Annotated in this window: 15 protein-coding genes; 10 read left to right on the forward strand and 5 right to left on the reverse strand. The window is 68.0% G+C overall.

Annotation, left to right across the window (positions count from 1 at the left end):
- Nucleotides 1-21 precede the first annotated feature (21 nt).
- The 4 genes from AC1P0E_RS00540 to AC1P0E_RS00555 form a co-directional block, all read right to left on the reverse strand.
- A complete protein-coding gene (locus AC1P0E_RS00540; RefSeq protein ID WP_482740147.1) occupies nt 22-399 on the reverse strand; it encodes a hypothetical protein in 378 nt (125 codons plus the stop codon).
- Nucleotides 396-983 (reverse strand): TetR/AcrR family transcriptional regulator, encoded by a 588-nt coding sequence (locus AC1P0E_RS00545; RefSeq protein WP_482740148.1) that lies wholly within the window; start codon nt 981-983, stop codon nt 396-398. Before AC1P0E_RS00545 ends, AC1P0E_RS00540 begins: the two co-directional genes overlap by 4 nt.
- A 385-nt stretch (nt 984-1,368) precedes the next feature.
- The gene (locus AC1P0E_RS00550) at nt 1,369-1,809 is read right to left on the reverse strand and encodes a hypothetical protein (protein WP_482740149.1); all 441 of its coding nucleotides are present in this window, start codon (nt 1,807-1,809) and stop codon (nt 1,369-1,371) included.
- 56 nt (nt 1,810-1,865) lie between these two features.
- Nucleotides 1,866-2,588 (reverse strand): TetR/AcrR family transcriptional regulator, encoded by a 723-nt coding sequence (locus AC1P0E_RS00555; RefSeq protein WP_482740150.1) that lies wholly within the window; start codon nt 2,586-2,588, stop codon nt 1,866-1,868.
- Nucleotides 2,589-2,644: 56 nt separating this feature from the next.
- On the opposite strand from AC1P0E_RS00555, the gene AC1P0E_RS00560 reads away from it, so the two are divergent.
- The 4 genes from AC1P0E_RS00560 (at nt 2,645) to AC1P0E_RS00575 (ending at nt 8,276) form a co-directional block, all read left to right on the forward strand.
- Nucleotides 2,645-3,100, forward strand: coding sequence for an ester cyclase (locus AC1P0E_RS00560; RefSeq protein ID WP_482745605.1), 456 nt, complete (start codon nt 2,645-2,647; stop codon nt 3,098-3,100).
- A complete protein-coding gene (locus AC1P0E_RS00565; RefSeq protein WP_482740151.1) occupies nt 3,090-3,584 on the forward strand; it encodes a DUF3237 domain-containing protein in 495 nt (164 codons plus the stop codon). Before AC1P0E_RS00560 ends, AC1P0E_RS00565 begins: the two co-directional genes overlap by 11 nt.
- A gap of 121 nt (nt 3,585-3,705) precedes the next feature.
- Nucleotides 3,706-4,908 (forward strand): epoxide hydrolase family protein, encoded by a 1,203-nt coding sequence (locus AC1P0E_RS00570; RefSeq protein ID WP_482740152.1) that lies wholly within the window; start codon nt 3,706-3,708, stop codon nt 4,906-4,908.
- A 566-nt stretch (nt 4,909-5,474) separates the two neighbouring features.
- On the forward strand, nt 5,475-8,276 hold the full coding sequence (locus AC1P0E_RS00575; protein ID WP_482740153.1) for a type 1 periplasmic-binding domain-containing protein: 2,802 nt from the start codon (nt 5,475-5,477) through the stop codon (nt 8,274-8,276).
- 238 nt (nt 8,277-8,514) lie between these two features.
- Here the strand turns inward: AC1P0E_RS00575 and AC1P0E_RS00580 are convergent, their stop codons facing one another.
- The gene (locus AC1P0E_RS00580) at nt 8,515-9,636 is read right to left on the reverse strand and encodes an amidinotransferase (protein ID WP_482740154.1); all 1,122 of its coding nucleotides are present in this window, start codon (nt 9,634-9,636) and stop codon (nt 8,515-8,517) included.
- 369 nt (nt 9,637-10,005) lie between these two features.
- Between AC1P0E_RS00580 and AC1P0E_RS00585 the strand changes: the two genes are divergently transcribed.
- From AC1P0E_RS00585 to AC1P0E_RS00610, 6 genes are all read left to right on the forward strand, one after another.
- Nucleotides 10,006-10,503, forward strand: coding sequence for a DUF2975 domain-containing protein (locus AC1P0E_RS00585; RefSeq protein WP_482740155.1), 498 nt, complete (start codon nt 10,006-10,008; stop codon nt 10,501-10,503).
- The gene (locus AC1P0E_RS00590) at nt 10,503-10,724 is read left to right on the forward strand and encodes a helix-turn-helix domain-containing protein (protein WP_482740156.1); all 222 of its coding nucleotides are present in this window, start codon (nt 10,503-10,505) and stop codon (nt 10,722-10,724) included. The genes AC1P0E_RS00585 and AC1P0E_RS00590 overlap by 1 nt, the downstream gene beginning before the upstream one ends.
- Before the next feature lie 310 nt (nt 10,725-11,034).
- Nucleotides 11,035-11,523 carry a hemerythrin domain-containing protein gene (locus tag AC1P0E_RS00595; RefSeq protein ID WP_482740157.1) on the forward strand — a complete coding sequence of 163 codons (489 nt, stop codon included), beginning with the start codon at nt 11,035-11,037 and terminating at the stop codon, nt 11,521-11,523.
- 105 nt (nt 11,524-11,628) lie between these two features.
- Nucleotides 11,629-11,871: a DUF6411 family protein gene (locus AC1P0E_RS00600; RefSeq protein WP_482740158.1), complete on the forward strand. Its 243-nt coding sequence runs from the start codon at nt 11,629-11,631 to the stop codon at nt 11,869-11,871.
- Nucleotides 11,872-12,180: 309 nt separating this feature from the next.
- Nucleotides 12,181-12,555, forward strand: a complete 375-nt coding sequence (locus AC1P0E_RS00605; protein WP_482740159.1) for a VOC family protein — start codon at nt 12,181-12,183, stop codon at nt 12,553-12,555.
- A 242-nt stretch (nt 12,556-12,797) separates the two neighbouring features.
- Nucleotides 12,798-14,348 (forward strand): PH domain-containing protein, encoded by a 1,551-nt coding sequence (locus AC1P0E_RS00610; RefSeq protein ID WP_482740160.1) that lies wholly within the window; start codon nt 12,798-12,800, stop codon nt 14,346-14,348.
- Nucleotides 14,349-14,543 lie beyond the last annotated feature (195 nt).

Below are 14,543 nucleotides of genomic sequence, written 5' to 3' on the forward strand. Positions count from 1 at the left end.
GCAGCCAGTGGCTCGGTCCTTTCAGGCGGCGCCAACACCGGCCAGCACCGCCACCGGCAACAGCAGCATCCATTGAGGCAGGCGCAGCAGCGGCCTCGACCAGCTGGTCGCCAACGACACAGCGAGGAAGACGCCTGAATAGGCGACGAAGTGGGCGGCCAGGAGCCAGGCGATGGCGTCACTACCCGCACGGTTTCCCAGGGCCAGCCACATCAGCGCAATGGCCGCCAGCACCAGGTCGGCGGTGACCATGTGCCAGACGGCGTGCAAGACACGGCGAGGTTCGTCGGGAAGATTGCCGGCCAGCAGCGGCCGGACGACATCCCGGCCACCCGCGATGGCGTGGATGGCGGCGACCGCGGCGGCGGTTATGCCGGCAGAGAGGAACCAGGCGTTCATCGGGACTCGATTCCGCGGCCGACGATGGCCGCCAGTTGAGCGGCGAGCTGCGGGCTGGGCTGCTCGCCCACCAGGCCGACGTGGAAGAAGACAGCTCCAGCCAGCGTGTCGAGGACCAAGTCGACCGGTACGTCGCGGCCAGTCTCCCCACGCTGGACGGCTCGCTCGAACACCGCCACCAGGCCATCTTTGGCCGGAGCCAGGAACTCGGACCGGATACGGGCCTGCAAGTCCGGGCCGGCGGCAAAGTCGGCCAGCAGGCCCGGCAGGGCCGCGGCGGCGGCCGGAGCGGAAAACTCCTGGATGAGGGCCTCCAGCAGCGTCGTCAGATCACTGGCCAGGCTGCCGGTATCCGGCGCCGGGGCCGCCTCGCTCCCGGTGAAGACCGCCTCGTACACCAACTCGGCCTTGCCCGACCAGCGCCGGTAGACGGTGTCCTTGCCGACGCCGGCCCTGGCCGCCACCGCCCCGATTGAGGTGGCCGCGTAGCCGACTTCGGTCACCAACTCGGTTGTGGCGGTCAGGATCGCCTGATGGGCACGACCGTCTCTGGGACGCCCACGCGGGGCGCTGGGAAGCGTCATGAGTTAACCATACGGGACGACCCGTAAAGTTTTACTCTGGGGCTTGCCACAACGGACGGCTGCCGTAGGTCGATCAACACCGCGTCGGGGATGGCTCGCCGGCTGGGGAGAGCCCCCAGCTACCGGGAAGCCAGCCGCTCCGTCCACGCCCGGAGCCCGGTGGTGGAGAGGTATGCAGTAAGCGCCGGCGCCGTCACCCGCGCCGACGGCGTACTGCCACCAGGACCCGGCCGGCTCCTCCCGGTGCGACATCTGACGTCAGGCAGTCGCACGCCGCGATCGCTGTGGCTCCCGCTCAAGCCTCCGGTCACGACCCGTGGCCCGCACAACCCGTTCAAGGGTTGTCCAGGCCACTGCCTTTGTGTCCCCGAGGGGGACTATCGGGTCAGTCGGACGCTGTTTGCATGCCCGCCGCCGGATCGCCGTCTCCGAAGCCGATCCACCAGTGCCCATCGTCCTTGACGAGAAGCAGTTCTTGTTGCTTTCCCACCTTTTCGTACGACAGTTGCACCTTGTTGAAGTACGGCACCGCCCCTTCGAGCACCGTGGCTTCCACATGGCCTTGCGCGCCCGCGGCGTACTCGCGGACGAGTTTCCGGGCTTCTGTGCCAGGCTGGTCGAAGTCCGGGCCGGCGAGCTGTGCCAGCCCTCCGGCGTCCCTGACCTTGAGCCGCTGGACATACACCCGTACGAGCGTGTCAACCTCCTCCGCAGTCTCCGTGACGTCCGCGTAGTCAGACTTCTCGGCCTTCACCGTGACGTCGACCGGCGGGGAGTCGGACAGGCCGTAGGGCGGCCGAAACCAGATCATCCAGACGCCGGCCACCACAGCGACCGCCGCAAGGAAGCCCCCACAGACCAGAGCGAAACCGCGGCGGGCAGTCACTCCTTCGGCGTTTCGATGGACGCGGCCGGCGCTCCGAGGAGCCCCTTGACGACGCGGCGGACCTTGGATGCGGCGTCGACATCGCCCAGGCGCATGGCGGTGTTGGCGGACATGAGTACCGCATCGACCTGAAAGGCCACCAGGTCCGGGTCCACCTCGGCAGCCTGTTCGGTGGCGACGGCATGGCGCACCTCGTCCGTGAGCAGGGCGAGCCAGGCGCTGCGGTGTCGCACCAGCGCATCCCGGACCACTCCGGGCCGGCCGTCGAAGTCCGGTAGCACTGCGGCCCAGAAGCAGCCGCCCGCGAAGAGCGGGGTCTGTGCGTAGGCGAGCCAGTGTTCGGTCAGCGCCCATAGCCGCGGTGCGCCCGGCGGGGCGGCCTGGGCGGGGCGCACGACCGCCTCGATGAACTCTTCGCGCGCCGTCTCGGCCGCGGCGAGCTGAAGTTTCTCCTTGGTCCTGAACAGCGTCTGAATGCCGCTCTTGCTCAGTCCCAGATCTGTGGCGAGGCGCCCGATGCTGAGCCCTTCCAGCCCCTCCAGCGAGGCGACATCCACGGCGTGGCGGGCGATCCTGTGGCGGGCCCGCGCGCCGCGCAGAAGGCGCTGGTCGCTGACCGTCTCGTCCGTCGGCCTCGTGGCGGTATCGACTTGCTGTGGCCCACCAGCCCTCGCGTGCTTGCTCATCGGCACCTCCTGGCACTCTCTTGCCTGGGACATACGATCGATCGTACGTTTAGTTTACATCGTCGAGGAGGCGGATGCACGTGAAACGCATGGTCGACCTGTCCGACAAACTGGCCGCCGCCAAGAGCAGGCAGGACCTCCCCGCGGCCCTGCGGGTCCTGCACCCGGACATGGTGCTGGAGACGCCTGCGTTCGGCACGACGGCCCGGGGCCTGGCCGAGAACGAGAAGGTACTCAGGCGCTTCTTCGGCTCCTTCCCTGACTACGAGGTCGTACTGGACGGCCACGCGAGCAATCACGACGTCCTCACCTGCTGGGGTACCGCACGCATGACCATGACCGGCGACCGGTTCGGCGTACGACCCGACGGGCGCCGGGCGGAGCTGCCGGTGTTCATCCGGTTCGGCTTCCGTGACGGCCTCATCGCCCATGAAGTGTTCTTCTTCGATCTGGCCACCCTGTGCGCCCAGTCGGGTGTCTCGGTGGACACCGTCCGGCGCAGATTGTTTCCCGCCGCCCCCAAGGAGGCCGAGCATGACGGCTGACCCACGGGTGAAGGACGTCGGCGAGATTCAGACGACACCCCTCTTCGACATCGTCGTGGACCTCGCTCCCCGCCTGCCCTTCGGCAGCGGTCCCTTCGGGCGGCGGGTGCTGTTCGGAGCCGCGGGCGGCATGTTCCATGGTCCACGGCTGCACGGCGACGTGCTGCCCGGCGGCGGCGACTGGGCGCTGTTCGGGCCGGACGGCACCATGACGCTGGACGTACGGCTGACGCTGCGCACGCACGACGGCGCGCTGGTGCACATGACCTACGGAGGCCGCTGGGTCACTCCGCCCCCGCTGCGCGAGGCCCTGTCCGACCCCGGCCGACGGCACCGGATCGACCCGGCCCGCTACTACTTCCGTACCACCCCCGTCTTCGAGACGGGGGCCGAACCGTACGCATGGCTCAACGGAATCGTCTGCGTCGGGTCCGGCTACCTGGTCGAGGGCGGGATCGCCTACACGGTCTCCCAGGTGCTGTGACGGACGCGCCTGTGTCCTGCCGGGGCACGGACCACGTCCGCCCCGAGTGGACGGACGCGTGACCCACGAGGATGCGGTCCGGTGCACCTGCCGGTGGACAGCGGACATAGCATGCGCAGGCATGACGACGTTGCACGACGACAGCATTCACCCGTTCCAACTCCACATCGCGCAGGACGAGCTGGACGATCTGCACGAGCGTCTGGATCGCACGCGCTGGCCGGATGAGCTGCCCGCAGTGGGCTGGGCATACGGAATCCCCCGCGACTACCTCAAGGAACTTGTGCGGTACTGGCGGCACGAGTACGACTGGCGTGCCGCGGAGGCCCGGCTGAACGAGTGGCCGCAGTTCACCACCACGATCGACGGGGCGAACATCCACTTCGCCCATATTCGGTCGCCCGAACCGGACGCCACTCCGTTGATCATGACGCACGGCTGGCCCGGTTCGATCGTGGAATTCACCGAGGTCGCCGGTCCGCTCACCGACCCGCGAGCGCATGGCGGCGACCCGGCGGACGCGTTCCACCTCGTACTGCCGAGCATCCCCGGCTTCGGACTGTCGGGCCCGACACGGGAGACGGGCTGGGAACTCCACCGGGTGGCATCCGCTTTCGCCGCGCTGATGGAGCGCCTCGGTTACCGGCGTTACGGGGTACAGGGCGGTGACTGGGGAGCGGGCATCTCACGAGAGATCGGCCGGACGCGGCCTGACCGGGTCATCGGCGTACACCTGAATCTGCTGCCGAACTCGTGCGCTACGCAGGTCCCCGATGCCGAGGAGCTGGACGCGCTGAGCCCGCACGAGCGCAAGCGCACGCTGGCCTCCTGGGAACGCTTCCAGGAATGGAGCCGTGACCGGCAGGGGTACGCGGACATCCAGTCCACCCGGCCGCAGACACTGTCGTACGGCCTGACCGACTCACCGGTGGGTCAACTGGCTTGGATCGCGGAGAAGTTCAAGGAGTGGACCGACTCCCGGGACCGCCCGGAAGATGCCGTCGACCGCGAGGTGATGCTCACCAATGTGATGCTGTACTGGCTGACCGGAACCGCCGGCTCGTCCGCCCGCATCTACTACGAGCGCGCACACGCCGACTCCTGGGGCACGCCGCCCGAGCCATCGACAGCGCCGACCGCGCTGGCCGACTTTCCACGGGACAACTTCATCCCGCTGCGGCACATCGCGGACCGGACGAACAACATCGCGCAGTGGACGGAGTACGACCGAGGCGGGCACTTCGCGGCAATGGAACAGCCGGACCTGCTGGTCGGCGATGTAAGAAGGTTCTTCCGCAAGCTCCGCGAGACTGCTCCCGAGTGACTGCCGCGAGGCCCGCCATCGACAGAGTGGTGATGTGAACCTCGTCGGCGTTTTTGACCCAGCAGACCGTGTCACCGGCCCAGATGTTTCCGGTCCTGAACGTCGCGCCCGCGCGGTGCACTGTGCTCTCCCAGCTGATGCGTATGCCGCTGCCACCGCAGGTCACGCCCCGGGTGCTGGGCGTGAATGATTCGCGCTGAACGGCGACACCTTCGGTCCCTCCTGGTCGACATCTGTGGGGCAGGGCCTGTCCCGATGCGCCGTACAGGAAATCGCCGCCGCCCTGCCCGCCCCCGGACCCACCGGGGCAGATCCCCCTAAGACAGCACCAGAGGGCCCCGGGGAGGAAGCCGTTCTCCCGGAGGTAGTCGGCGAGCTTCTCCACGGTCGGTGCGGCATTGCCCGGCTGGTGCTTCTCGTCGTAGTGCCGATGATTCCCCCGGCCTGGCGGGCCTCCGCCGGGCGAGGGGATTTCGCGGAGGCCGGTTGTTTCGCCACGCGCGCATCCTGCGCGTTCTGGCGAAAATCCCGTATCGGACATGATGGACGCAGGTAGCCTGCCTGGCATGCCAGAGACGGGGCCGGCTTTCACCGGTGTGCACGAACTGCTGTCCATGATCAGAGAGTTGACTCAGCGGCGCCGGTTCCTGGCCAGGACCTCGGACGACGAAGTACGGGGCGAACGGCCATTGCCGTTGGTCTGCCTGGTGCGCGACCAGGGCCCGAACAACTTCCTCCCCGCTCTCAAGGAACGGCTGGAGACGCCCCATCACCGGTCCTGGGTGCCCCACGCCTGTATTGATGCCCAGTCGGTGAACGAGTCGGTGACGGCACGCTGGGAAGGCACAACCGACCGGTCGATGCCGCTGATTCCGCTGCTGGACGAGCTGATGACCGAGCTCGCCACCGACCGCTTCGGCCCCGGACGTCCCTTTCGCTTCGACTACTACCGGCTGACGGACTGGCTGACCGGACAGCGGCTGTCCCCCGCGCCGGGGCGCCGCGATCAACAACTGGCAGGCCTGCTGCGCCAGTGGAGTGGCCGGGCGCACCGGTCGGACCGGGCCGCCCTCACCACCTCCATCGCCGCCACCCCCTCCCCCCTGAACATTCTCGGCTCCACCCTGTACCTGCTCGTGGAGGTCGGCCGCCGGATGGGGCTGCGCTGGCTGGGACGGCGGAGCCCCGGCCTTGGCCGGGAGGCGCGCTGGTTCATGCGCAGGCAGCCCTTCATGGTTCCCCGCCACTCCACCAGCTTCCGGGGGTTCGCGGAGCGGCTCACGGAACGCAGTCGCGAATCGGAGAATCCGGAGCAGATCAAGAAGCTGCTGGTGCATGCGTTTCTCGAAGACCTGCGACGGGCGTACCGCCGTCGGCGCTGGGTTGTCTTTCCCAAGCGCTCCGGGTGGCGCCGTACGGCGTACACAACCGTCCTGCTCGACAACGTCACAGAGGACAACGGTGGTTGGGAACTTCTGCGGCTGGTCAGCGAGGTCCGTAACGAGACCGGGGAACTCGACCCGCTCCTCGTCGTCGCGGCGAGCAACGAGCGCCCGGCGACGCTCGGAGCGGGAGACTCCGGCACGCTCTACAGTCCCCAGGAGGCCGGCGACGCGCTGAAGGTCTGGCTGGCCAACCTGCCCAGCAACCGGCAGCGGCTGGCAGAGAACGCCCGCTATCTGTGGATCGGCCTGCCGCCCGCGCAGGGGCCCCAGGTCGGCGTTCATGGCGCCCGGGTGAGCGAGGGAGACTTCCGGCCGCCCTCGGCTCCCTTACTGTCCCAACGAGGCATTGGCGAGGTCTTTTTGGCGATCGCGATGGTACTGATGCTGCTCCCCGTGACCCGGAACGTGATCGACTCGTGGGCCGCCGAGTGCGTCTACTTCCGGTCCGGCTTCCACAACGGCGTCTCGGTGAAGACGGCTGAGATCGGCCCGGACGACCGCCAGTGCATCGGCTACAGCGACAACGCCGCACAGATCTTCGGCACCAACAAGCGACTGCGGAAAGCGCAGCAGGCCATCTTCGCTCAGAACGAGGCGGCGGAAAAGCTGCGCCGGCAGCAGTCCGGCCGTCCGTATCTCAGCATCGTGCACTTCGTCGGGCTGACCCACCGCGAGGCTGCCCCGGACACCGATCATGCCGCTGCCGAGGAATTGGAGGGGCTGCTCCTGCGCCAGCGGGCACAGAACGTCAAGTCCAAAGCGCAGCCCCTGCTGCGCGTCATCGTGGCGAACGGCGGGGACGGCATGCGCAAGGCGCCGGAGGTGGTGCGCGAGATGCTCCGCCCGCTGTTCGACGCGGACCCCTCGGTGGTGGGGGTGGTCGGGCTGGACCGTACGGTCAAGGAAACGGAGCAGGCGATCACCGAGATCGGGCTGGCAGGGGTCCCGGCGATCGGCACCACTCTGACCGGCTCGGGGCTGGGCGACCGGTCGCCGCTGTACTTCCAGATGGTCCCGGACAACACGATGCAGGCCCAGCTGATCGCCGAATACGCGCGGCATCTCAAGGCACGGAAGGTCGCCCTGTACCACCCCCGGAAAACGGATAGTTACGTCGACACACTGGTCGCTGCGGCCGCCGCCAAATTGGCCGACCTCAACGTGCCGGTGACAAAGACCACGTGGCAGGGGTCAGCCGGCGAGGTGGCCTCCCTGTGTACGGACAACGTGGACCTGAGCGACGAGATCGTCTACTACATCGGGCGCGAGGACGACTTCGGGGACTTCATCCGATCCGCGACCAACGGGTGCACCGGCCGGCGGAAGCTGCCCCTCGTCGTGGCCGCCGACGCGGTCTCCCGGTTCGTCGCGCAGAAGGACAATCGTCAGCACATCTCGCTCGCGGGCCAGCCCATGTCGTACGTGGGGATGGGAAGCCTCGTCACGCTGGCGGGGGCTTCATGCGCCAAGGAGGGGCGTCCTGCGCCCCCGCTGGAGGCGAGGACGCCGCTGGTCGCGTTCTGTACGGGTTACAAGGATCTCCGCACGGAACTCGCGAAGACGCTCCCCAACGAGGAGTCACCGCAGACGCCGTGGCCGGCCGAGCGCACCGGAACCACCTACGACGTGGCAGGGCTGCTCGTCGAGGCCACTTCCACCCTGCACAAGCAACTGGACACACCGCCGAAGGGGGTGGCACCGCACCGGGCGGCGGTCGCACAGCAGCTCCGGGAAGCCACCTATCAGGGCGCGACCGGCGAGATCGACTTCCGGACCTCGCGCATCGGCAACGAGCGCAACCTCGCGGTCCTGCGGATCTCCGACATCCACGACCTGGACGCCGCGCCCGCGTGCTCGTACATGAAGGGCGACCTCTTCGACACCCAACAACCACGCGACCCCGACACCGGGTGCCCCAGGTAAGCGCGGCCCGGCGTCGGCGTCAGCGGCGCGGAGACGGGTGGCGAGTGACCAGTGACGAGTGACGAGTGACGAGTGGCTTGATCGCGCAGTGGATCGAGCATGGCGTCCAGCAACCCCCATGACATCGGTCACCGCGGCACCGTTTCCTCGCGGATGCATGCGGGCTGCCGAACGTGTTCCAGGCCGCCAGTCAAGACTCCGCGTCTGGTACCTCTGGTACTCACACTCGGCGGGCCGGTCAATTGAAATACGACTCGAGCGTCCCGCGACGCCGGACGTCGAGCGTCGCGCAGTGGAATGAGCCGCCGAACGGCGCGTAGTGCAGCAGGTCGCACGGGATCGGCTCGAACCCCCATTTTTCGAGCGCGCGCAGCATGTCGGTGTGGTGCCGCTCGGCGATCACCCGTTTCTCGTCGATCATGAGAATGTTCATGCTGAGCCACTTGCCGCACATCGAGGTGATCTTGAGCAAGCGCTCGTCGGTCGGGTTGGGCTGGGGGGCGATCAGGATGTCCCACGAGCGCAGGACGTCGGGCAGGCGGTCGACGTCGATGTATTCAGGGTTGATCAGTACCCGGCCGGGCGAGAGTACGAGAAAGGTCGTGTCGATGTGCATGGGTGCGTTGCAGCGGCTCTCGATCTCATGGATGCGATAACCAGGTCCGAGATGGCGGCGCAACCAGTCGATGCCCATTCGGTTGGTGACGTTGCTTCGCGTAACGAACAGGTCGCGTCCCGCGCGGACGAAGTCCGCCGCGTCGAAGACCGGCTCGAACTCGGTGAGGACGTAGCGCATGGGCTCGCCGGTCTCGGGGATACGGAAATCCGCCTCGAAAAGCGCGTCAGTGAGCTGCGGCTTTGGTGCCGCCGTCCAGCGCGCACCGCGCCGAAAGTAGTCCTTGAGGATCGCGCGATAGGAGTGGGTCTCGAAATATCGGCACGGCCATGCCATCGGGGTCTCGATGATCTCGTCGCCGATCACGAGCATGCTGTCACGCGGACAGGCGTTGCAAAAACCGCGCGACGACCAGTCGGGCGTGCTGAAGCGTTGCCTGTGGTTGACCGCGTCCGGGCGCCTGACCGTGATGTCGAGGGACTCCAGGAGAGTGATGAACTGATCGAGCTCGTGCTGCGCACGCTCGATCAGCATGCCCGGATACTTGAAGCCCGCGGCAAGCCCCTGCAACCGCGCCGCCCAAGGTGGGATGTTGCAGGCCACGACCGGGTGGCTGGAGGGGATCGTCGCGCCATCGAGACGCCCAACAATGATCTCCTCCAGCGGGTCCCACTCGTTGTGTGAATTGACTGGCGAGACAAGGGGTTCCGCAGCGTTGGCGGTCGTGGCCGATGGCACCGACATCACGCGTACTCCACCCCCCTCCTATGGGCATCGTTGTCTGCCGCCGGCGTCAGAATGCAGGGCCTCTGCAGCACCGCCATGCTCAACCCCTTTCAATCGAAGAAGTCAGTAACTCACTGTATCCTATGTAATACAGGAAGTTAAGGCTCGGGGCTGGGTTCGCGTCCACGTCCGCCAACGGGCAGAACCATCCACCAACGGGCCGTCACAGGGGAACATCACGCCCTTCGGCGGGAACGCGCCGCGCCCCGCCGTGCGTCCGCCGCGCGCAGGCCCTCCAGGTGACCCCCTCGCCGGCTTGCCCGACCCTCTTGCCGCCCCTATCGAATATCGATAGATTATCATCGTAAAACGATCGAAGGAGAAACGATGGGAAGAATGACAGTGCTCGCGCTGCGCGCCGTGCTGGTGGTGCTCCTCGCCGGCTCGGCGTTCGTACAGACAGTGATGGTGCCGCTGCTGGCCATCGACTTGGAGGAGCTGAACACAGACTTCGCGTACCTGCGCATCCCGCTCCTCGTGATCACGCTCCTGGGCGTCGTGGCTGTTCAGGTCGTCCTGGTCTGTGTGTGGCGGCTGGTGACAATGGTGCGACGGGGAACGGTGTTCTCACACGCCGCCTTTCGATACGTGCACGTCGTGATCGGTGCGATCGTGGCGGCCGCCCTCCTGATGTTCGCGCTCGCGGTCGTCCTGGCGCCGGGCGAAGCCGTCGCCCCGGGCGTGGTCCTCCTGTTGTGCGGGGCTGTCGTGGCAATCCTGGGAGTCGCACTCATCGTGCTCGTACTGCGCATGCTGCTCGCCCAGGCCGTCGCGCGCGAGGCCGAGGCGGCGCAGATGCAGGCCGAGCTGGACGAGGTGATCTGATGCCGATCGCCGTTGACATCGACGTGATGATGGCCAAGCGGAAGATGTCCGTCGGCGAGCTCGCTGACCGCGTCGGAATCACCCCCGCCAACCTGGCGGTGCTCAAGAACGGCCGCGCCAAGGCGGTGCGCTTCGCAACGCTTGCCGCACTCTGCGAGGCGCTCGAGTGCCAGCCGGGAGACCTGCTGCGCTGGGAGGCCGAGGACGCCGCGAACGAGTGACGTCTGCCGCTTCGGCGATACTTCCTCGTCCCCCTTGCCGGCTTGCCCTCACCCACTTCTCGTCCATCGTCTCGTGCATCGCACTCGCCATGCCCAGGAGCCCAACTATGGGCGCTGAGAGGGCAGCTATGCCCCCTCACCAACGGCAGGAACACGCGGGCCAGTAACCCCGAGTGTTTCGATCGAGACGGTCGGCTGTGGCCGCATGAGCAGGCTCTACGGCTTCTTGACTGTGCCGTGAGGAGGGGTGACGTGCGGATTGCGGGGAAGGCGTTCGGTCTACGTACATGCGAACAAGCCAGGAGGCGACGTGAACGACGTGGTGGAGCTGATCACGCAGGATCACCGGCGGATGGAGGACCTCTTTCGCGCGATGCGGAGTGTGGAGGAGGACCGGGCCGCGGCGCTCAGGGAGTTCGCGGACTTGCTGATCGCACACGGTGAGGCCGAGGAGGCGGAGGTCTACCCGGCGCTGCGCCGCTACCGGAAGGTCGACAACGACGAGGTTGACCACGGCGAAGAGGAACACACCGAGGGCAACAAGGCCCTGGCGGCCCTCCTGGAGGTGTCCGAGGTGGGCTCGCAGGACTGGGACGAGAAGCTGGAGGAGCTGTCCGAGGCCATCACCCATCATCTGGACGAAGAGGAACGCACGCTCCTCAACCACGCCCGGGAACTCGTCGCGGACGAGCGGCGGGCGGAGCTGGGCGAGGCGTTCGCCCGCGAGCGCGAGCGGCTGCTCAAGGAGGGGTGCGGAAGCCTGGAGAACGTACGCAAGGTCATCGCGGCATCCGATTGACGCCTGGTGGGCAGGGACGGCCGGTTCGGCCTGCGCGTGCAGCCGGTCTCGCGGGGCACGCGGCATACACACTCGACACTCGACACTCGACGCAAGGAGACCGTCATGATGATCGTCGGCATCGTCGCCGTCTGCATAGTCCTGGCCGTTCTGGCCTTCTTCGTGCCCCGGCTGTCCCGGCACCCCGAACGCGGTACCCAGCGCACTCTGGGAGCCGGATCACGCGCCGGCGGGAAAGCCCCAGGCGTCCTGGGCCGGATCTTCAGTAAGCCGTTTCGCAGCAGTTCCCGCGCCGTGGGCCGCAGCGGCTCCGCCGGTCGGCGCACTCGCGGGCGCATGCCGTTCTGAGGATCCCCCTCCGCCGCAATTGCTGTCGTCGTCTGATGGCGTCTGAGCGGGGCGGGCCAGGGGTACGTAGCCAGGAGGGGTGTCCTCTCCCTGCTGGGGATTCCGGGGCCCGGACGGGCTGTGGGCAGCGGCGGGGCGTCGGTGCAGCCGGGGTCGTGGGCGACCGGGATCTCGTCGGCGAAGAGCGATGAGTTCGCCGCTCCGGCGCGGTCCTTACTGGTGACGGCCCTGGTCGGAGGCTCCTCCCACCGGGCAGCCGTCGGGCCCGAACGGGCCGATCGGAGTGGCGACCTCGCTCAGGAGGCAATCATGTTCGGTACGACGAAGGCGTTCAGCGGTTTCTCGGTGGACGACATCGAGGCCGCCAAGGCGTTCTACGGCGAGACACTCGGCATCACGGTCTCGGAGGAGAACGGCCTGCTCACCCTGCGTATCGCGGGCGATCGGGACATCCTTATCTACCCCAAGCCCGACCATGTTCCGGCGACGTACACGGTGCTCAACTTCCCTGTCGACGACATCGAGGCCGCCGCCGACGAGCTCACCGGCCGGGGGGTGGCGTTCCTGCGCTACGACCACCTACCGACGGACGAGAAGGGCATCTTCCGGGGCGGAGGCCCGCTGATCGCGTGGTTCACAGACCCCGCCGGCAATGTGCTGTCCGTCCTCGAGACACCTTCGTGAACCCAAGGCCCGAAGCCGCATCAGCTCAGCTTCGGTCAGTCACCAGGGAGGCGTTGCAAATCATCTTCGATACGAAGCGCTGAGCCTTCTTCCAGCGGCCAACTCGACACCCCACACCATCTGGCTGGCTGCTCCTGGCGTCAGCGGCACTCCGCACCGCACGAGTCGGCAATGTTCGGGGCAAGGAAACTGCCGGACACTGCACAAGCAGGTTCGGCCCGGCCGATGGCAGGGTTCGGCACATGAACCATGCCCCGGAAGTGACCTGCCGTCCCCTCTGGAAGCGCACCCTGTGGTTCTTCGTAGGACTCGGCGCCGCCGGAGCGAGCCTGGCCGCGGTGCGCCTGGCGTACTGGGGCATGGACGCGTGGCTGGGCATCGGCCTGCTGCTCGCGCCGGCGGGTATCGCATCCCTCCGCAAGGTCACCGCCCGAGTGAGCGCCGACGCGTACGGCCTGCACACCCGGACACTGCTGCGCCGCCGGAGCGTGCCGTGGCGCGACGTCGCCGACTTGCTCGTACACCTGAAGTACGAGAACACGACTCGTGGCCAGGAGACCCGCCGCGTCGGCCTGGTGCTGCGCGACGGACGCAAGCGGCTCCTGCCTCTGCCGCAGAGCTGGTCATCCCACGACCCGGACTTCGACGCGAAGCTGGACGCGCTTCGCGCGCTGCACCGTTGTCACGGAGCCCCGGAGTCGAGCCACGTTCCCGTCGTCACGGACCGCACCGCCGGGCGCGGCTGGGCCCGGTCAGTGGGCCTGTGCGCGCTGTTGCTGGCGGGGGCGGGCGCGGCCGCGTGGTTCGTGCCCAACACCGCGTCGGACGAGCAGGCGTGGAAGTCGGCCACCCCGTGTACCGCCCAGACGCCCGCCACCGAGCACGGCGAGTGCCTGACCACGTTGTCGGCCGTGATCGAGCAGACTGATGCCAACCGGCCCAAGCAGACCAGCTGGCTGTACTTCGCCGGCAGCCGGCCGCTGGAGCGACTCGCCGTCTCGCGAGAGGCTGCGCAAGGTTTCCAGTCCGGCGACAGCGTCGAATTGACCGTCTGGCGCGGCACGGTGAAGGTGGTCGCCGGAGAGCGGCATGTGTGGCGCGAGCACATCCCCGCCGCCGGTGACCTGGCCGTCATCGCGGCCGCGTGCGCCCTCGCATCGGGCTACCCCGGCGCCCAGGCGCTGCTGCGCCTGCGCGGCCGGCGGCTGTCGGCCGACGAGGTCCTGCCGTCGGCCCTTCCGTTCGCGGGCGCGCTCGTCGGTACCGCCCTGTGGCTGCTGCCGCTCTGTTATCTCCATCCCACAACCCTGCTCACCTCCCCCGTGGCGATCACGTGGGCGGCCGTGGGCTTGCCGGCCACGCTGGTCCTCTTCATCTGGGCCTGGCGCACCACCCACGTCCGTTCGCCCGGGAAGGCCGGAGCGGCCGAAGAGCCCGCCGAGACGGACAAGGAGGTGTTCCTGGCCGCTCGCTTTCTGGAGCACACCGACTACAACCCGCACGGCTTCGGCACCCACGTCGTCCTCGGGGGCGGCCGGCCCGCGGTGACGCCCCACCCGGGCCCGGGCCGGTTCGCGGCGAAACCGATACCGGTGGAGCGGCTCACCGTCAAGGAATTGCGGCGTGCCCGGGGCGACGACGGCGACATCGTCCCCAGAAGCTGGCACATCGCCGAACTCGACGACGCGGGCAAGCCGGTCCGTCTCGCGGCCGCCCCGGGCGACTTGACCCGCATCATCCGCGAGCTGAGCCCTGCGAAGACCCGCGCGGCCCACGCGAACTCTGAGCCATGACCGCCTCTTCAGTCCGCCTGCAAACCCGGGTGGGCCGCCCGGCGCTGCGGCGGCGACGCTACGCCGGCGCTGCGGCTCGTCAGCAACGCGGTGCTGAACGAGGAGGGCCCCGTGCTACGGACCGGTCTGCCTCCTGGCCGACTTCGGTGCCTCGGCCGCACCGTATGCCGACCGGGTACGGCACATCATGGACAA

The sequence above is a fragment of the Streptomyces sp. TRD_SC_5 genome (genome assembly GCF_056836825.1).

Bases quoted from the DNA above. Each gene is read 5' to 3' on its own strand.
- AC1P0E_RS00540 (WP_482740147.1), bottom strand. From the start codon at position 399: ATGAACGCCTGGTTCCTCTCTGCCGGCATAACCGCCGCCGCGGTCGCC.
- AC1P0E_RS00545 (WP_482740148.1), bottom strand. From the start codon at position 983: ATGACGCTTCCCAGCGCCCCGCGTGGGCGTCCCAGAGACGGTCGTGCC.
- AC1P0E_RS00555 (WP_482740150.1), bottom strand. From the start codon at position 2,588: ATGTCCCAGGCAAGAGAGTGCCAGGAGGTGCCGATGAGCAAGCACGCG.
- AC1P0E_RS00560 (WP_482745605.1), top strand. From the start codon at position 2,645: ATGGTCGACCTGTCCGACAAACTGGCCGCCGCCAAGAGCAGGCAGGAC.
- AC1P0E_RS00565 (WP_482740151.1), top strand. From the start codon at position 3,090: ATGACGGCTGACCCACGGGTGAAGGACGTCGGCGAGATTCAGACGACA.
- AC1P0E_RS00570 (WP_482740152.1), top strand. From the start codon at position 3,706: ATGACGACGTTGCACGACGACAGCATTCACCCGTTCCAACTCCACATC.
- AC1P0E_RS00575 (WP_482740153.1), top strand. From the start codon at position 5,475: ATGCCAGAGACGGGGCCGGCTTTCACCGGTGTGCACGAACTGCTGTCC.
- AC1P0E_RS00580 (WP_482740154.1), bottom strand. From the start codon at position 9,636: ATGTCGGTGCCATCGGCCACGACCGCCAACGCTGCGGAACCCCTTGTC.
- AC1P0E_RS00585 (WP_482740155.1), top strand. From the start codon at position 10,006: ATGGGAAGAATGACAGTGCTCGCGCTGCGCGCCGTGCTGGTGGTGCTC.
- AC1P0E_RS00590 (WP_482740156.1), top strand. From the start codon at position 10,503: ATGCCGATCGCCGTTGACATCGACGTGATGATGGCCAAGCGGAAGATG.
- AC1P0E_RS00600 (WP_482740158.1), top strand. From the start codon at position 11,629: ATGATGATCGTCGGCATCGTCGCCGTCTGCATAGTCCTGGCCGTTCTG.
- AC1P0E_RS00605 (WP_482740159.1), top strand. From the start codon at position 12,181: ATGTTCGGTACGACGAAGGCGTTCAGCGGTTTCTCGGTGGACGACATC.
- AC1P0E_RS00610 (WP_482740160.1), top strand. From the start codon at position 12,798: ATGAACCATGCCCCGGAAGTGACCTGCCGTCCCCTCTGGAAGCGCACC.